We start from the raw sequence: 15,673 nt of genomic DNA on the forward strand, positions 1-15,673 counted from the left end.
ATAGTAAACAATCTGGTTGCAAATGTGATTGAGTGAATTATCCTGCACCGTCTCCAGAACTTGACTTAGGGTCTATATTTCCCTTCGATCTGGATCAGTTTCAAAAAGAAGCGATCGCGTCCCTAAACGCCGGACGCTCCGTAGTTGTATGTGCGCCCACAGGTTCAGGCAAAACCTTAGTTGGGGAATACGCTATTTATCGCGCCCTGGCGCGAGGAAAACGTGTATTTTATACTACTCCCCTAAAGGCGCTGTCGAATCAAAAATTGCGTGACTTTCGAGAAAAATTCGGGTTTGATCAAGTCGGTCTGTTAACTGGAGATGCTTCCATTAACAGAGATGCACCAATTTTGGTGATGACCACAGAAATTTTCCGAAATATGCTCTATGGTACACCCATTGGGCAAGTCGGCATCTCATTAGTAGACGTTGAAGCGGTGATACTTGATGAGTGCCACTACATGAACGATCGCCAGCGCGGTACTGTTTGGGAAGAATCAATCATTTATTGTCCCCGGGAAGTCCAACTAGCAGCCCTCTCAGCAACGGTTGCCAATAGCGATCAACTCACCGATTGGCTCAATCGCGTTCACGGCCCAACTGACCTGATTTACTCAGATTTCCGCCCAGTTCCCTTGGAATTTCACTTTTGCAATCCCAAAGGGTTATTTCCCCTGCTAAATGATAGCAAAACCAAAATTAACCCCCGCCTGATTCAGAAGAAGAAAGGGAGAGGAGGAGAAAAGGAGAGAGGGAGAAATGGTAGACCAGAGGCTCCTGGAATAGTTTTTACCTTGAGTCAGTTAGAGCAACGGGATATGCTACCAGCGATTTACTTTATCTTCAGCCGCCGGGGATGTGATAAAGCCGTGGCAGAAGTTGGTGATTTATGGCTGGTAAATAATGAAGAGTCCCAGATTTTGCGGCAACAGATAGATGACTTTTTAGCCCGCAATCCCGAAGCCGGGCGTTCTGGGCAAATTGCACCCCTATACCGGGGAATTGCTGCCCATCACGCCGGAATTTTGCCTGCTTGGAAAGCACTGGTAGAAGAACTATTTCAGCAGGGGCTAATTAAAGTAGTATTCGCTACTGAGACACTGGCGGCGGGAATTAATATGCCCGCCCGGACAACGGTAATTTCTACTCTTTCCAAACGTACCGATACTGGACACCGCCTGTTGAACGCTTCCGAATTCTTGCAAATGGCAGGACGCGCAGGCCGCCGGGGGATGGATAAACAAGGTTATGTGGTGACAGTCCAAACTCCCTTTGAAGGAGCCAAAGAAGCGGCGTATTTGGGAACATCCAAGCCAGACCCCCTTGTAAGCCAGTTTACGCCCAGTTATGGCATGGTACTCAACTTGCTGCAAACACACACCCTAGAGCAAACCAGGGAACTGATAGAACGCAGCTTTGGGCAGTACATGGCCACCTTGCATTTACGGCCAGAATACGATGAGATTGCCGAACTGCAAACCCAATTAGCTCAACTACATGAGCAAATCGCCGCAGTTGATGAAAATGAACTCGCTATTTATGAGAAATTGCGGCAACGCCTGAAAGTAGAACGCCAGATATTGAAAACCTTGCAAGAGCAAGCGCAGGAAGATAGACAAGAAGAATTGGGGATGATGTTGGGATTTGCAGTGTCAGGAACTCTGTTAAGTCTCAAAGGTAAAAACATCACAGTGTCTACACCTGTAACCGCAGTGTTAGTGGGCAAATCGCCTGGTTCTGGTCAAGCTCCTTACTTGGTATGCTTGGGGCATGATAATCGCTGGTATGTGGCAACGACAGGGGATGTAGTCGATTTGTATGCCGAACTGCCGCGAATTGAAGTGCCACCTGATTTACTACCACCGCCAGAGATGCCTTTGAAGCCAGGACAGTCACGCCGGGGTAATCAAGAAACATTTGCGATCGCCACGCGTATTCCCGATCCGATAGAATCTTTGAATCTGGCTCCAGAAGTAGCAGAACAACTCAGTCGCACTGCTGCCATCCAAGAGCAATTAGAAGCTCATCCCCTACATCAATCAGGCAATGCTGCCACACTTTTCAAGCGTCGGGCCCGCTATGTCGAACTAGAAGCTGAACTTGAACAGTTGCAAGGGCAAGTAGAGCAACAGTCACAACGTCATTGGGAAGAATTTCTCAATTTAATCGCAATTCTGCAACACTTTGGCGCTTTAGATAACTTAGTGCCCACAGTATTAGGGCGAATTGCTGCCGCCATTCGAGGCGAGAATGAATTGTGGTTGGGTTTAGTATTCGCTAGTGGTGAATTGGACAACTTAGATCCGCACCATTTAGCCGCCGCCGCCGCCGCTTTGGTGATGGAAACTCCCCGTCCAGATAGCAAAGTTAACTTTGAGCTTAGTGATGAAGTAGCAGAAGCCTTAGCAAAATTGCGGGGAATTCGCCGCCAAATGTTCCAACTACAACGGCGGTATAACGTAGCGCTGCCTATATGGTTAGAGTTTGAATTAATTGCGATCGTGGAACAATGGGCGCTAGGAATGGAGTGGATAGAACTCTGCGAGAACACCACTTTGGATGAAGGCGACGTGGTGAGAATTCTACGGCGGACGTTGGATTTATTATCGCAAATACCCCACGTTCCCCATTTACCAGACTCTTTCCAGCGTAATGCTTATCGAGCGATGCAGTTGATTGATAGATTCCCTGTGAATGAGGTGGTTGAATAAACAGGACGCTTTTAGGCAAAACTAAACGCACTCTGGGGCAATTCATGAATTGCCCCTACAAACTGTACCAAGAATAAATTTAGATTTGACCAAATAATAGTAGTACAATGTCCAAGCTAGTTTTGAGGGTTTGTAGTAAGCACAAAGGGTGCTTAAAAGATCAGGACTAAAGTCCTTACTACGAACTCACTTACCCATTCATTTAAACTTGACAGAGTAGTAGTGGTATTTAGTTAAAAATGCTTGTTTGGTTTCGTATATGTTCTATACGTGATTAATCACGCCTATCTAACAGAAGTTATAGTTGTTATCAGCGCTTTTCAAGCCTAATACACCAAGTTTCCAGTACCCTGCAACTGCCGCAAAGAATTTATACATAGTGGACAGTCGCAACCAAATAACTGAATTGCGCGATCGCTTTCCGCGTCAGTAAAATTCAACATGGCAATATTTTGATCTGATACTGATGTAACAATGGTTGCAGAACGTGCAGAGGTATAGGGTTGCTTTCTCTCTGAATCTCGAATGCACACAAAATCTTTTCCACCATGTGGGTTAGTGATACAGGTACGACCGTCTTCTGTGTGCAGTAATCGCTGTGTAATAGAAGTACTAGCGTGGGCCGGATGAAATGCCACCAGCGTAGACATCATCGACATAAAGATTGAGGAAGTGGAAAGCAAATTCAGAAGAATTTTTTTGTTCATAGATTTACTTAAGAAAATTGTCTACTAGTTTAGGGTATTCGATTCACTTTCAAACTTCAAGTGGATTTTCCCTAAGAATAGCTAGCGTGACACTTGTTACCTAAGAATGTTCCCCATCTACCCAGTTTGATCGCAAATTAGCTGCTACAGCAGAACTTAGAAGTCAAACAGGCTTGATATCTGGCTTTAAAACCTAAGTTGTGTACTTCAGCAACTTTAAATCCGCTTTATATCCCCAAGATAGTGATTGTTAGCTTGATGTCAGCAATTTTCCTTTGATGTCTTATCCAGAGCGATAAATCGCTCACTACGAACAAAAGTCATGTCGTACATTATTCTATACAACTAAAAATCAGTATAGCTATCTTTAAGAAGCTTAAAAAGCTTAATTCTAGCTAAAAATAGGATAAATATTTAGCAATAAGTTTGATATAGATTCTCGTTCTTAAATTATAAACTTGTAAAAATTTCTTTTTTTCATTACATTTGGAAAAAGGCTCATATATTAAGTAATTTACTAGCCTTAACAGAAAAAATGAAGCGGAAAGTACATTCAGAACCTTCAGGTTGTTGCAACTGTGAACATGATCATCACGAGAATCATAACCATGATCATAATCATGATGAGAATCATAACCATGACCACAATCACGATCACGGTGGAGAATTCAATCTGAAAGATGAACTATTGCCTTTGGTAGGGATTTTAAGTTTATATGCGCCTGGTGTAATTTTTGAAAATCAATTACACAATACATTCTATTCAATAGGTGAATATCTGCTGTTTATTCCTGCTTATTTATTAAGTGGATGGAGTGTTTTAAAAACTGCTGGGCGCAATATCCTCAAAGGTAGAATATTCGATGAAACGTTTTTAATGGCAGTAGCGACACTAGGGGCGATCGCAATTCATAAGTTACCCGAAGCTGTGGGAGTCATGTTATTTTATAAAATTGGGGAATTGTTTCAAGATATTGCCGTTAGCCGTTCCCGTAATTCCATCAAAGCTTTATTAGAAGTACGTCCAGATTATGCCAATATTCAAACAAAGGGAGAACTAATAAGAGTATCCCCAAATACAGTAAATGTTGGAGATATTATCGTCGTCAAACCTGGGGAAAAGATTCCCTTAGATGGTGAAATTATAGATGGGAATTCACAAGTAGATACATCTGCATTAACTGGAGAGTCTGTACCGCGCTCAGTAAGGCTGGGAGAGACGGTTTTAGCTGGGATGATTAATAAAATGGGTGTTCTCAGCATTAGAGTAACAAAACTATTTAATGACTCTTCCATTGCCAAAATTTTAGACTTGGTGCAAAATGCCAAAAGTAAAAAAGCAGAAACAGAAAAATTTATTACCAAATTTGCCCGATATTACACGCCAATAGTAGTTTTTGCATCCCTAGCAGTTGCAATATTGCCTCCTTTATTGATTGCTGGCGCAACTTCTTCAGAATGGGTTTATCGCGCTTTAATTTTACTAGTTATTTCCTGTCCCTGTGGACTAGTTATAAGTATTCCATTAGGTTACTTTGGAGGCGTAGGAGGTGCAGCTAAACGTGGTATCTTAGTTAAAGGCTCTACTTTTTTGGATGCTTTAAATGCAGTGAATACAGTTGTTTTTGATAAAACTGGAACCTTAACGAAAGGCGTATTTAAAGTAGCAAAAGTAGTACCATCAAATGGCTACGTTGAACAAGAATTGTTGCAATTAGCTGCTAAAGTAGAATTGCACTCAAATCATCCCATTGCTCAATCTATCCGCAAAGCTTATGGTGGAAAAATCGATGAATTTGAGGTGAGAGATTATGAAGAGATAGCAGGCTATGGAATTAGAGCCAAGGTTGAAAATACGGTAGTGATAGCGGGAAGCGATCGCTTATTACATAGAGAGAATATTAGTCATGATAATTGCCAGTTAGAGGGAACAGTTATTCATCTAGCAGTAGATAATATTTACGCTGGGTATATTGTCATTGCTGATGAACCCAAAGAAGATGCAAGACTTGCTATTAAAGCACTCAAAGGAATGGGTGTAGAGAAAACAGTAATGTTGACAGGAGATAATGAAGCGATCGCATCCCGCATTGCTGAACAGCTAGGTATAGATGCTTACGAAGCAGAGTTATTACCAGAAGAAAAAGTCAATGCCATTGAGAAGTTACTCAGCACCGTTGGTAAGCATAGTAAAGTTGCTTTTGTTGGGGATGGCATTAATGATGCGCCAGTGATTGCTAGAGCAGATGTTGGTATAGCAATGGGTGGGTTAGGCTCAGATGCAGCGATCGAAACTGCCGATATTGTGATTATGACAGATGCACCCTCAAAAGTGGCAGAAGCAATACAAATCGCCAGAAAAACAAGGCAGATTGTTTGGCAAAATATTGGTTTTGCGTTAGCAATTAAAGGTGTATTCATTGGATTGGGTATTTTAGGCGTAGCGACAATGTGGGAAGCCGTATTTGCTGACGTGGGAGTAGCTTTACTTGCAATTTTTAACGCAACTAGAGTAATGAAATAAAATACCATATATTCCTCCTACCCGACTACATTCACCCCTTAATCATCAAATCGCACTCTACTGCCCTAAAGCTTTGAGTGTTGCTTTTTGCCCTACAGTTAAACCTGTAACACCAGTGATGTTCATCCCCTCATATAGCCGATCGGCTATCAACGTTTTTTTGCACTCACTTGTTTTGGCATCCCAAAGCTTAATCGTTTCATCTTGGCTGCCACTGGCGAGCATCCGACCATCCAGGCTCCAAGCTAATGAACGTACCCAACTGCTGTGACCGTACAAAACTTTGAGGCACGCACCCTCAGCGGCATCCCACAACCGAACTGTTTGGTCAGCGCTGCCACTGGTTATGATCTGACCATCTGGACTAAAGGCGACTGCCCACACCCCATTAGTGTGTCCGTGCAAAACTTTCAGGCATTTACCGTGGGACACATCGTACAACCGCACCAAAAAGTCTTGACTGCCAGTAGCTAGGAGCTTGCCATCTGGGCTAAAGCTGACCGACCAGACTCCACTGGTGTGATCTTGCAAAACTCTTACGCAGCCGCCAGAAGTGACATCCCACAGCCGAACACTGGAGTCATTACTGCCACTAGCAAGGGTTTGACCATCCGGACTGAAGGCGATCGCCCATACCCAACCATGATGCCCTTTCAAGGTCAACAATTGCTGACAATCTGGCACTTGCCACAAGCTGATTATCCCATTTACATCGCCCGTCGCCAATATTTTGCCATCGGGGCTAAAGGCCACCGACAAAACACTGCTTAAGGTTTGAGCAAACACAGACTTAGCAAAAGCGGCGTTCTGAAAATTAACACCAGCCAAATTTACCCGCCTCAGATCGGCTTGCCAAATTGTCAGATTTGAAAAGTCGAAGCTTGCTAAATTAATTTTGAGTTGACTCAATAAATTAATGAAATTGCCGCCACCATATCCTACTCGATATTACGCAAATTTTCTGTACTTTCATGACTTCTGTAATCAATGGGAAAACTAGTGGCAGCAAGTGCCACAATTGCCATCGATAACAGGAGAACGGCGCAGTAAATCAAAGATGCAGCTATCGGAAGTGATGACAATAGTCATAGCGTTTCATGGAAGTGGTTATAGGACATTTAAAGAATTGACAGTGGTTTAATAGCTTTTATCAATATAAGCACTCAAAAATACCAGTTGATTTACCATATCTTCAGCCGAATGAGTAGCAACCAACTTGAGCAACCCTTGTAACTGCTGCCCTACGGAATAGCGTTGCTGCTGCAACAAGATAATGCCGGCATGATTTCTTTCTATGGCTAAAAACTCGTTATGCAAGCAGCAAAAGTCTCTTCGGTTGTAGCTATAGATGGCACGCCCTTGCTCTGTTGCCCAAATTAGCTGCTGATCATCAGGATAGCTCTGCCTGCTCACATCGGCGACTGTCACAACATCCAAGTTTGCATTACAGAAAGCTTTGATTAGGGACTTCTCAACAGTGTCCTCATCTAAATACAAACGAATTTGGCTCACTGTCTTTTCGCCGTATATTCAGCTTCCAAACGGTCGTATTCTTCTATTTCTGCGGCAATCTCCGTGTCAATTACTTCCTTGTTAGCATAGTAGTAAGCTAGCGCTGCATAAACTTGTGCCAACATTAGCTGTGGTCTTTGGACAACTATCTCTTCCGGTTTCATGCCTGTGTTGAAGTCGATCACAATGTTGTGTACCGTAATCCGGTGTCCCGCAATCCGAGGGCGACCACCACAGGTTCCCGGTGTGCTGACAATCAGCGTGCCAATGTCGGTAATGGTTTGCATAGCTTGTTTACTAAATTTTACTCCCATAAGCAACTGAGCAATTTAAAACTTATTCTAATCTAGCAATATAAATGTCCTGTTATTTATTTAACTACTCACAGTCAAATAAAACATTTATCCCTAATAATTAGGAGTCTAGCACTAATCCAAGAATACCCAACATCTTGCCTAGATTGAAAACGATAGACTTTTTATAAGAGTAATTTTTGCAAAAACTCGAATTTCCCAACATTTTAAAGCAGGTATGCGGCAATGGTGCGATTAAAACCGTGGCAGTGGGTCGTCTTAGCAATCCCGATCGCGTTTATCATTATTTTCTTACTGGTATCCGCCGGTTTGCAAATCCATGCGTGGGGCATTAACTGGATTTGGGGTGTATTCACCCTTCTATTCGTGGGTTGGCGCTGGCTATTGGTGAAATGGACTCAACCTGCTGTTAACCAAGTAGAAGCTGTATTAGCCCAAGTCCAAGAAGAACTAGAATCCAAAGCAGAGGATACAGTCGGGCTACCAGTCGGAAGTGATGTTACAAAGCTTGCAGAAGCCGCCCTTCAAGAGGTTTTGCAAGCAGCACAAAGCGATCGCCCAATTTGGGAAGATTGGCAAACTTTTTGGACGCGATGTCAAGATTTGGTTGTAGCGATCGCTCATATCTACAATCCTCAAATTCAATATCCGCTACTGAACATTTACGTCCCCCAAGCTTACGGGCTGATTCGGGGAACGGTGGATGATATGGATCGGTGGATGCAAAAGTTATCCCCCGTCCTCAATCAGGTGACGGTTGGGCAAGCATACCAAGGCTACGAAGTCTATCGCAAGTTGGAACCATCGGCTCGGAAATTCTGGAAAGCTTGGAACTGGGCACAGTGGCTTTTAAATCCGGTGGCGGCGGTGGCCAAACAAGTCAGTAAGGGTTCTAGTAACCAAGCAACTCAGCAATTATTGGGGAATTTGAGCCAGTTATTTCGAGAAGCTGCTCTGAGAAACTTATGTCAGCAGGCGATCGCTCTTTACGGACGTACTACATTACCAGTTTCAGCAACCGTAGTTTCCACACCAACTCTACCCAAGGCAAAAACTCAAACACTCCGAGAAATCCTGACTCAAGCCGAACCAGCCGAGGTGGTTGAGCAAAAACCTGTGAATATTCTGCTGGTGGGGCGCACGGGGTCAGGTAAAAGTAGCCTGATTAACACGCTATTTCAGGCGGATCTCGCAGCCGTTGATGTTTTACCTAGTACCGATCGCATTCAAAATTACCAATGGCAGGCTGAAAGCGGAGAAACACTAACCCTTTGGGATACACCTGGTTATGAACAAGTCAACCGTGCCGATCTCCGAAATCTAGTGCTTGATTATGCCATCAACGCAGATTTGCTGCTGTTAGTCACCCCTGCCCTCGATCCTGCCCTGCAAATGGATGTAGACTTTTTACAAGATATCAAAGCAGAAGTTGCAGATTTACCTGGAATCGCGATCGTCACTCAAGTAGATCGTTTGCGTCCTATCCGCGAATGGCAACCCCCTTATGATTGGGAATGGGGCGATCGCGCCAAGGAAATTGCTATTCGAGAAGCGACTGAATATCGTGCAAAACTGCTGGGAAACTTTTGTAATCTAGTTCTACCCCTGGTTACAGGTGATAGCAAAACAAGTCGAGCTGCTTGGGGAGTAGAGGCGCTATCATTGGGATTAATAGATGCGATCGCACCTACTAAGCAACTCCGTCTTGCCCGCTTTTTGCGTAACCTTGAAGCCCGCACTATTGCTGCTGCTAAAATTATCGACCACTATACCTTCCAAATGGCGACAACACAGGGACTAACAGCATTGCTCAAAAGTCCCGTCCTCCAGTTTGTTTCTACGCTCTCAACCGGATCTCCAACCCTAGCATATATGCTGGCACAGCAAATTCCCGTGGAACAATTGCCGATTGTGATTGGCAAACTCCAAATGGGATATGAGCTTTTCTCGCTCTTGAATACAAGTAACCCTAACCCGCTCAACTTTGAATTGCTATCCCTCTGGCCGCTACTGCTGGAAAATTCCGCTTCACCCGATCACAACGCCTGGGCATTTGGTCACGCCTTAGTAGAATACTGGACTCAAAATTTAACGGTTGAACAACTCCAAGAGCGATTTGAGTATTATCTGTCGATTGCTAAATAATTAGGACTTAGGCACTGTACAAAAATACTATCTTGTGTATTAACGGAATTTGGTCTTCAAAAGCTTGAACGACCAACTTCAGATAGAGTGCGATCGCTAAAAAATCCTCACACTATGATATACACCGAAATATCTCCTAACCATAACGGGATACACTTACGCGTCTTTCATCTTCACAATTAGCTATTTAAGTATATCTACGAGGCAATATTGATTATAGTTAAGTATATTTATACCATAAGTACAAAAAACCCAAAATGCGGTAACGGGTCATAGTCTCAACATCAAAGTTCAGATTACGATTAATAGTAGGTGTCTGCTGAAACCTACCCGCCTTACCTGAGTTTTTACTCAGACATCTCTTTTGTTCGGAGTTATTTATGAAAAATATATTACAAACCTGCATCTCACAAGAACAGAATTCACATCAGAGTTATAGTATTTCGTCTTACAATAGACTGCTTTTGGTTGTGAAGGATTTGGCTTGTGTACGGACTATTGAGGAAATTATTGAGATTGTGCGTTTAGCTGCTCGCGATCTGACTAATGCTGATGGGGTAACTTTTGTACTGCGGGATGGTGAATGTTGCCACTACGTCGATGAAAACGCCATCGGCCCACTTTGGAAAGGTATGCGTTTTCCGCTCAGGTCTTGCATCTCCGGTTGGGCGATGCTCAATAAACAAGCAGCCGTGATTGAAGACATTTACCAGGATGCTCGAATTCCGATTGAGGCTTATAAAGTAACTTTTGTCAAGAGTTTGGTGATGGTTCCCATACGGATTTCTGATCCACTGGGTGCGATTGGAGCTTACTGGAGTACACGCCACCGGGCCACATCCGAAGAGATAGAACTGCTTGAGATTTTGACCGATACTACAGCAGTTGCGATCGCAAACGTTCAACTTTTCCAGAAATTGACGAATCAAAACGCCCTTAAAGATAAATTTATTGCGATGCTAGCTCACGAGTTGAGAAATCCCGTTGCTCCCATTTCAAATGGGGTTCAGCTTCTCAAATTAAAGCTAGGCGAGACTGGTGCAGTCGGACAAACAGTTTTAATGATGCAACACCAGATTAAGCACCTCTCGAAATTGATCGATGAGTTACTTGATGTATCGTCCATTACTTATGGGAAGATTTCATTAAACCTGGAGAAAGTTAATTTGGTGGAATTGGTTCGCCAAAGTCTCAATGACCATGCACAAGCAATAAAGAGATCGAACCTTAACGTAGTCCAAAACCTACCGAACAAGCCTCTGTGGGCTTATGTTGACCCGACACGGTTCTTCCAAGTTTTTGGGAACCTTCTTGATAACGCCTTAAAGTTTTCCCAGCCAGATGGGACGATCTGGGTGGATCTCTCATTTATTCCAGGTGAAAATGGCTTAGGTAGTGTAGGGGTTTTATCTGTAAGAGACTCAGGCATAGGGATAGATCCGACAATTTTACCAGAACTATTTGAGCCGTTTACCCAAGCCGATCGCAGTTTAGACCGTTCGAGGGGCGGGTTAGGTCTGGGACTCTCGGTAGTAAAAAGTCTTGTAGAACTTCATGGTGGTAATGTTGAAGCCTCAAGTAGAGGGATTAATTTGGGAGCAGAATTCAAAGTTACTCTTCCTGTATGCGAAGAGATTACAGCTTGGGATAACGACCCGGAGATTATAGAAGAGGCTAAAAAATCGTTGAAGATTTTAGTCATCGAAGATAACGACGATTCAGCTGTAACATTACAAGCAGTGCTTGAGCATTTTGGGCATGAGGTTTCCATTGCCAATAATGGAATTTCAGGGGTACAAACTGCAAGAGAGCTTGAGCCTCATGTGATTATTTGTGACATCGGACTTCCCGAAATGGATGGATTCGCCGTTGCACAAGAACTGAGTAAAGATTCTAAATTTAATCACTCAATTTTGATTGCACTCACTGGCTACGGTGGCCAAGAGGATCGGGATCTGGCGCTGAAGTCTGGTTTTAAATGTCACTTGACTAAGCCAGTGGACTTTGAAATACTTACCGCAGAAATTGATCGATACTTTCTCATGAATGTGTAAGCGTAGCCCATCGTAGACATCGCTTTTATCCCATTAAATTATCAGTTGCAGGCTCACCCGGATAAAAGCGATCGCTCAAAATTTCCTCAAAAGGATATAAACATTGCTGGGGAAAAGTTGAGAGTGGCAGATTAGTTTCTCCTGATGCTAAATCCCTAGCATTTTCATAAGATTCCTGGAGTGCTTCTTCAAGGTAAGGTTTCAGACTAGGATTTTCGCTCAACAACTTGATAATTTCCCGTCGTTGTACTCTAATTGTTGCTAACCAACTACGACTGCGTTGCTTTGGTTGATATTCCCATTTGAGCAAATGTCCAATTAATATACTAAGACGATTTCTCAATTCTTGGCGTTCCTTTCTTCCCAAAGATTCAATTTCCTCAATTAAATTTGGCAAGTCAAGCAGGTTCCATTGGTGACAACGCAGAAGGTTAGCCTGTTCTTGAGTCCAACTGTAAAAGTCTGCTTTATACAAGTTTTGCATCCGTTTTTTGCCGTTTTTCAGGTTTGTAGTGTCTATATAATTTCAAAATTCATAATTGTGTTTCAGATAGAAATTTAAAGCTTATTTGAAAAATGACTGTCTCCATAAGCATCAAGTACGAAGTACGAATTAGAAAGTCAGCACGCTACGAATTGATTCACCTTTGTGCATTAATTCAAAAGCATCATTAATTTGCTCAATCGGCATCACATGGGTAATTAAATCATCAATACTTATCTTACCTTCCATATACCAATCAACAATTTTTGGCACATCTGTACGTCCTCTCGCGCCACCAAATGCTGAACCTTTCCAAACGCGCCCAGTTACTAATTGAAAAGGACGAGTGCTAATTTCTTGTCCAGCACCAGCAACACCAATAATCACACTGACACCCCAACCTTTATGGCAGCATTCTAATGCTTGACGCATAATTTTGACATTACCGATACATTCAAAACTGTAATCAGCACCGCCTTTTGTTAAATCAACCAGATAGGGAACTAAATCACCCTCTACTTCCTGGGGATTGACAAAGTGCGTCATGCCAAACTTTTCGGCTATTGCGCGTTTGCTGGGGTTAATATCCACGCCGACAATCATATTTGCCCCTACCATCCGCGCCGCTTGGATGACATTTAAACCAATACCACCCAAGCCGAAAACTACAATATTTGCTCCCGGTTCCACCTTGGCAGTATTTATGACTGCACCAACACCAGTCGTCACACCACAGCCAATGTAACAAACCTTATCAAATGGGGCGTCTTCCCGAATTTTTGCCAGGGCGATTTCTGGTAGCACCGTATAGTTAGCAAAAGTGGATGTACCCATATAATGATGAATCATCTGTCCATCAATGCTAAAGCGGCTAGTGCCATCGGGCATAACACCGCGTCCTTGAGTTAAGCGAATGGCTTGACAAAGATTCGTTTTAAAACTCAAACAATATTCGCACTGGCGGCATTCGGGAGTGTATAAAGGAATTACATGATCCCCTGGTTTGAGACTGGTGACACCAGCGCCTACCTCCACTACCACACCAGCACCTTCATGCCCCAAAATTGCCGGAAATAAACCTTCAGGATCGTCACCAGATAGGGTAAAAGCGTCCGTATGGCAAACTCCGCTTGCTTTCACCTCAACTAACACTTCGCCTGCTTTTGCCCCAGATAGTTGAACGGTTTCAATTGTCAATGGCTTACCTGCGCTGTAAGCTACTGCTGCTTTAACTTCCAATGTCAGCGCTCCTATATAGTTTTGTTATTGGGCATTGGGGATTGGGCATTGGGGATTGGGCATTGGGGATTGGGCATTGGGGATTGGGCATTGGGGATTGGGCATTGGAAAGAGGACTTGGGGACAAGGAGAAACACTTGTTGCAAGTTCTGATTTAAGTCGCCTTGTCCCCTTGTCCCCTTGTCTCCCCTGCTCCTTCCCTAATACCCTTTAGCCATTGAGCGTATAATACACTTTTTTGACACTCCCCATGCCTGAAGGCAGGGGATTCCAGCGTCACTGACGCTCCTTGCTTTTACTGGACTTGCGTCCAACAGAAGTAGAGGGAACATCTCGACTGGCGTTACTTCCCGGATGCCCTCCGGTAGCGTTTGCACGACCTAAAATTACTTTGGCAGCATTCACATCACGTTGTTCAACGTGACCACAATGCAAGCAAGAATGAGTTCTAGTACTAAGTGATTTCTGAACTCTAGCACCACAGTTACTACATTCTTGACTGGTGAAATGAGGGGGGACAGCAATTATTTCCCGACCTAATTTCTCTCCAAAGTATTCAAGCCACTGGCGGAAGTTGTACCAAGACGCATCAGAAATACTCTTGGCAAGTTTGTGGTTTCTCACCAACCCACTAACATTTAAATCTTCCAAGACAACCTTAGCGTTAGCTAGGCATAAGTTACGCGCCAATTTTTTGGCGTGTTCATTCCTTCGTCGAGTTACTTTCAAATGTTTACGAGCATAAACACCACGAGCTTTCCTTCTACCAGATGACCCCTTTTTCTTTTTATAAATTTTACGCTGAACCCGTTTGATATCTTTCTCAGCTTTACGCAAGTATCGCGGGTTTTCTTCATGCTTGCCGAAAGAATCAGAGTAGAAGTATTCCAATCCCACATCAATACCAATAACAGAATTAGTTAATGGTGCTTCCTGCTTGTTATCAACTTTTACGCAAAACTGCACATAATACCCATCTGCACGACGAACGATCCTAACTCTTTTGATTAGCTCAACAGGATAAGTATGGATATCCCACTTGCCCAATAATTTGAGTTCACCAATACCTTTCTTGTCAGTGAATGTTATTCGTCGTTTTGTTGGGTGTAATTTCCAAGACTGTTGTTTGTATTCAACAGAGCGACTATGTTTTTTAAATCTTGGATAGCCCTTCAATCCTTGCTTTTTAGTTTTGCAGTTGTCGTAGAAACGCTTGATAGCACGTTCTACATTCTCAACAGATGCTTGGCAAGCATGACTGCTCAAATCTCTCACGAATTCATATTCTGCTCTTAATTGAGTGTTGTATTGGTACAATTCTTTCTTGCCAATACCACGATTATCTATCCAATATCTAAGCACTTTATTTCTGACAAACTGACTTGTGCGAATAGCTTCATCTATAGCTTTTGCTTGTGGTTTTTTGACAACTGCTTTGTACTCCATTACTAACACTCTTAAATCACCTCCTTGATATACAGCATTACCTGAAATACTATATAGTTACAGGCTATATAATGTCAACAAGGTTCCATGCAAAAGTTTAAATCAAACAACAATGTTGTTTATTCGTGTAAATATCATGTTATTTTTTGCCCTAAATACAGAAGGCCAGTGCTTGTGAATGCAATCGCCTCTCGACTGAAAGAGTTGCTTGCTCAAATAGCAATTGACATTAAAGTTGAAATTATAGAGATGGAAATAATGCCAGATCATGTACATTTACTAGTAGAAGTTGACCCGCAATTTGGAATACACCGTGTTGTGAAGAGATTCAAAGGTGCGACTTCTAGGTATTTGCGATTAGAATTTCCAGAGTTGAAAAGTAGATTACCTACTTTGTGGACTAATTCTTATTTTGTTTCGACAGTGGGAGGCGCACCACTGGAAGCGGTGAAAATGTACATCCAAAACCAAAAAGAAACTTGACGGCGATAGCGTAGCGGTAGCGAGTCATCGAGCGTCTTGAAATCGCCAACGGCT

Annotated in this window: 13 protein-coding genes and 1 pseudogene; 7 read left to right on the forward strand and 7 right to left on the reverse strand. The window is 43.0% G+C overall.

What is annotated here, in order from left to right; genetic code table 11:
• Window positions 1–32 precede the first annotated feature (32 nt).
• The gene (locus tag CDC33_RS23535; RefSeq protein WP_109010974.1) at window positions 33–2,711 is read left to right on the forward strand and encodes a DEAD/DEAH box helicase; all 2,679 of its coding nucleotides are present in this window, start codon (window positions 33–35) and stop codon (window positions 2,709–2,711) included.
• A 326-nt stretch (window positions 2,712–3,037) separates the two neighbouring features.
• Here CDC33_RS23535 and CDC33_RS23540 read toward each other — a convergent pair whose 3' ends face one another.
• The gene (locus tag CDC33_RS23540; protein WP_109010975.1) at window positions 3,038–3,418 is read right to left on the reverse strand and encodes a hypothetical protein; all 381 of its coding nucleotides are present in this window, start codon (window positions 3,416–3,418) and stop codon (window positions 3,038–3,040) included.
• A 535-nt stretch (window positions 3,419–3,953) separates the two neighbouring features.
• Here CDC33_RS23540 and CDC33_RS23545 point away from each other — a divergent pair.
• Window positions 3,954–5,942 (forward strand): heavy metal translocating P-type ATPase, encoded by a 1,989-nt coding sequence (locus CDC33_RS23545; RefSeq protein WP_109010976.1) that lies wholly within the window; start codon window positions 3,954–3,956, stop codon window positions 5,940–5,942.
• Between the two features lie 57 nt (window positions 5,943–5,999).
• Here CDC33_RS23545 and CDC33_RS23550 read toward each other — a convergent pair whose 3' ends face one another.
• Entirely contained in the window at window positions 6,000–6,851 is an 852-nt protein-coding gene (locus CDC33_RS23550) for a WD40 repeat domain-containing protein (RefSeq protein ID WP_219930058.1), read from the reverse strand.
• A gap of 26 nt (window positions 6,852–6,877) precedes the next feature.
• Here CDC33_RS23550 and CDC33_RS41985 point away from each other — a divergent pair.
• Window positions 6,878–7,068, forward strand: a pseudogene (locus CDC33_RS41985) (IS982 family transposase); the annotation flags it as partial.
• An 11-nt stretch (window positions 7,069–7,079) separates the two neighbouring features.
• Here the strand turns inward: CDC33_RS41985 and CDC33_RS23560 are convergent.
• Together CDC33_RS23560 and CDC33_RS23565 are read right to left on the reverse strand one after the other, a co-directional pair.
• Window positions 7,080–7,454 (reverse strand): DUF5615 family PIN-like protein, encoded by a 375-nt coding sequence (locus CDC33_RS23560; protein WP_109010978.1) that lies wholly within the window; start codon window positions 7,452–7,454, stop codon window positions 7,080–7,082.
• A complete protein-coding gene (locus CDC33_RS23565; protein ID WP_109012682.1) occupies window positions 7,451–7,741 on the reverse strand; it encodes a DUF433 domain-containing protein in 291 nt (96 codons plus the stop codon). Before CDC33_RS23565 ends, CDC33_RS23560 begins: the two co-directional genes overlap by 4 nt.
• 252 nt (window positions 7,742–7,993) lie before the next feature.
• Between CDC33_RS23565 and CDC33_RS23570 the strand changes: the two genes are divergently transcribed.
• A complete protein-coding gene (locus tag CDC33_RS23570) occupies window positions 7,994–9,913 on the forward strand; it encodes a GTPase family protein (RefSeq protein WP_109010979.1) in 1,920 nt (639 codons plus the stop codon).
• Between the two features lie 380 nt (window positions 9,914–10,293).
• Entirely contained in the window at window positions 10,294–11,967 is a 1,674-nt protein-coding gene (locus tag CDC33_RS23575; protein WP_109010980.1) for a hybrid sensor histidine kinase/response regulator, read from the forward strand.
• 25 nt (window positions 11,968–11,992) lie between these two features.
• On the opposite strand, the gene CDC33_RS23580 is transcribed toward CDC33_RS23575, so the two are convergent.
• Window positions 11,993–12,451 carry a DUF29 domain-containing protein gene (locus CDC33_RS23580; protein WP_109010981.1) on the reverse strand — a complete coding sequence of 153 codons (459 nt, stop codon included), beginning with the start codon at window positions 12,449–12,451 and terminating at the stop codon, window positions 11,993–11,995.
• A gap of 129 nt (window positions 12,452–12,580) precedes the next feature.
• Window positions 12,581–13,690, reverse strand: a complete 1,110-nt coding sequence (locus CDC33_RS23585) for an S-(hydroxymethyl)glutathione dehydrogenase/class III alcohol dehydrogenase (protein ID WP_109010982.1) — start codon at window positions 13,688–13,690, stop codon at window positions 12,581–12,583.
• On the opposite strand from CDC33_RS23585, the gene CDC33_RS39895 reads away from it, so the two are divergent.
• Window positions 13,690–13,848, forward strand: coding sequence for a hypothetical protein (locus tag CDC33_RS39895; RefSeq protein WP_219930059.1), 159 nt, complete (start codon window positions 13,690–13,692; stop codon window positions 13,846–13,848). The two genes, CDC33_RS23585 and CDC33_RS39895, sit on opposite strands and share 1 nt — an antisense overlap.
• A 118-nt stretch (window positions 13,849–13,966) precedes the next feature.
• On the opposite strand, the gene CDC33_RS23595 is transcribed toward CDC33_RS39895, so the two are convergent.
• The gene (locus CDC33_RS23595) at window positions 13,967–15,136 is read right to left on the reverse strand and encodes an RNA-guided endonuclease InsQ/TnpB family protein (protein ID WP_244919277.1); all 1,170 of its coding nucleotides are present in this window, start codon (window positions 15,134–15,136) and stop codon (window positions 13,967–13,969) included.
• Between the two features lie 87 nt (window positions 15,137–15,223).
• Here CDC33_RS23595 and tnpA point away from each other — a divergent pair, with 87 nt between their 5' ends.
• Window positions 15,224–15,619, forward strand: coding sequence for an IS200/IS605 family transposase (tnpA, locus tag CDC33_RS23600; RefSeq protein ID WP_109007719.1), 396 nt, complete (start codon window positions 15,224–15,226; stop codon window positions 15,617–15,619).
• Window positions 15,620–15,673: the final 54 nt, after the last annotated feature.

Source organism: Nostoc commune NIES-4072 (genome assembly GCF_003113895.1).
In the GTDB taxonomy this organism is placed as follows: domain Bacteria; phylum Cyanobacteriota; class Cyanobacteriia; order Cyanobacteriales; family Nostocaceae; genus Nostoc; species Nostoc commune.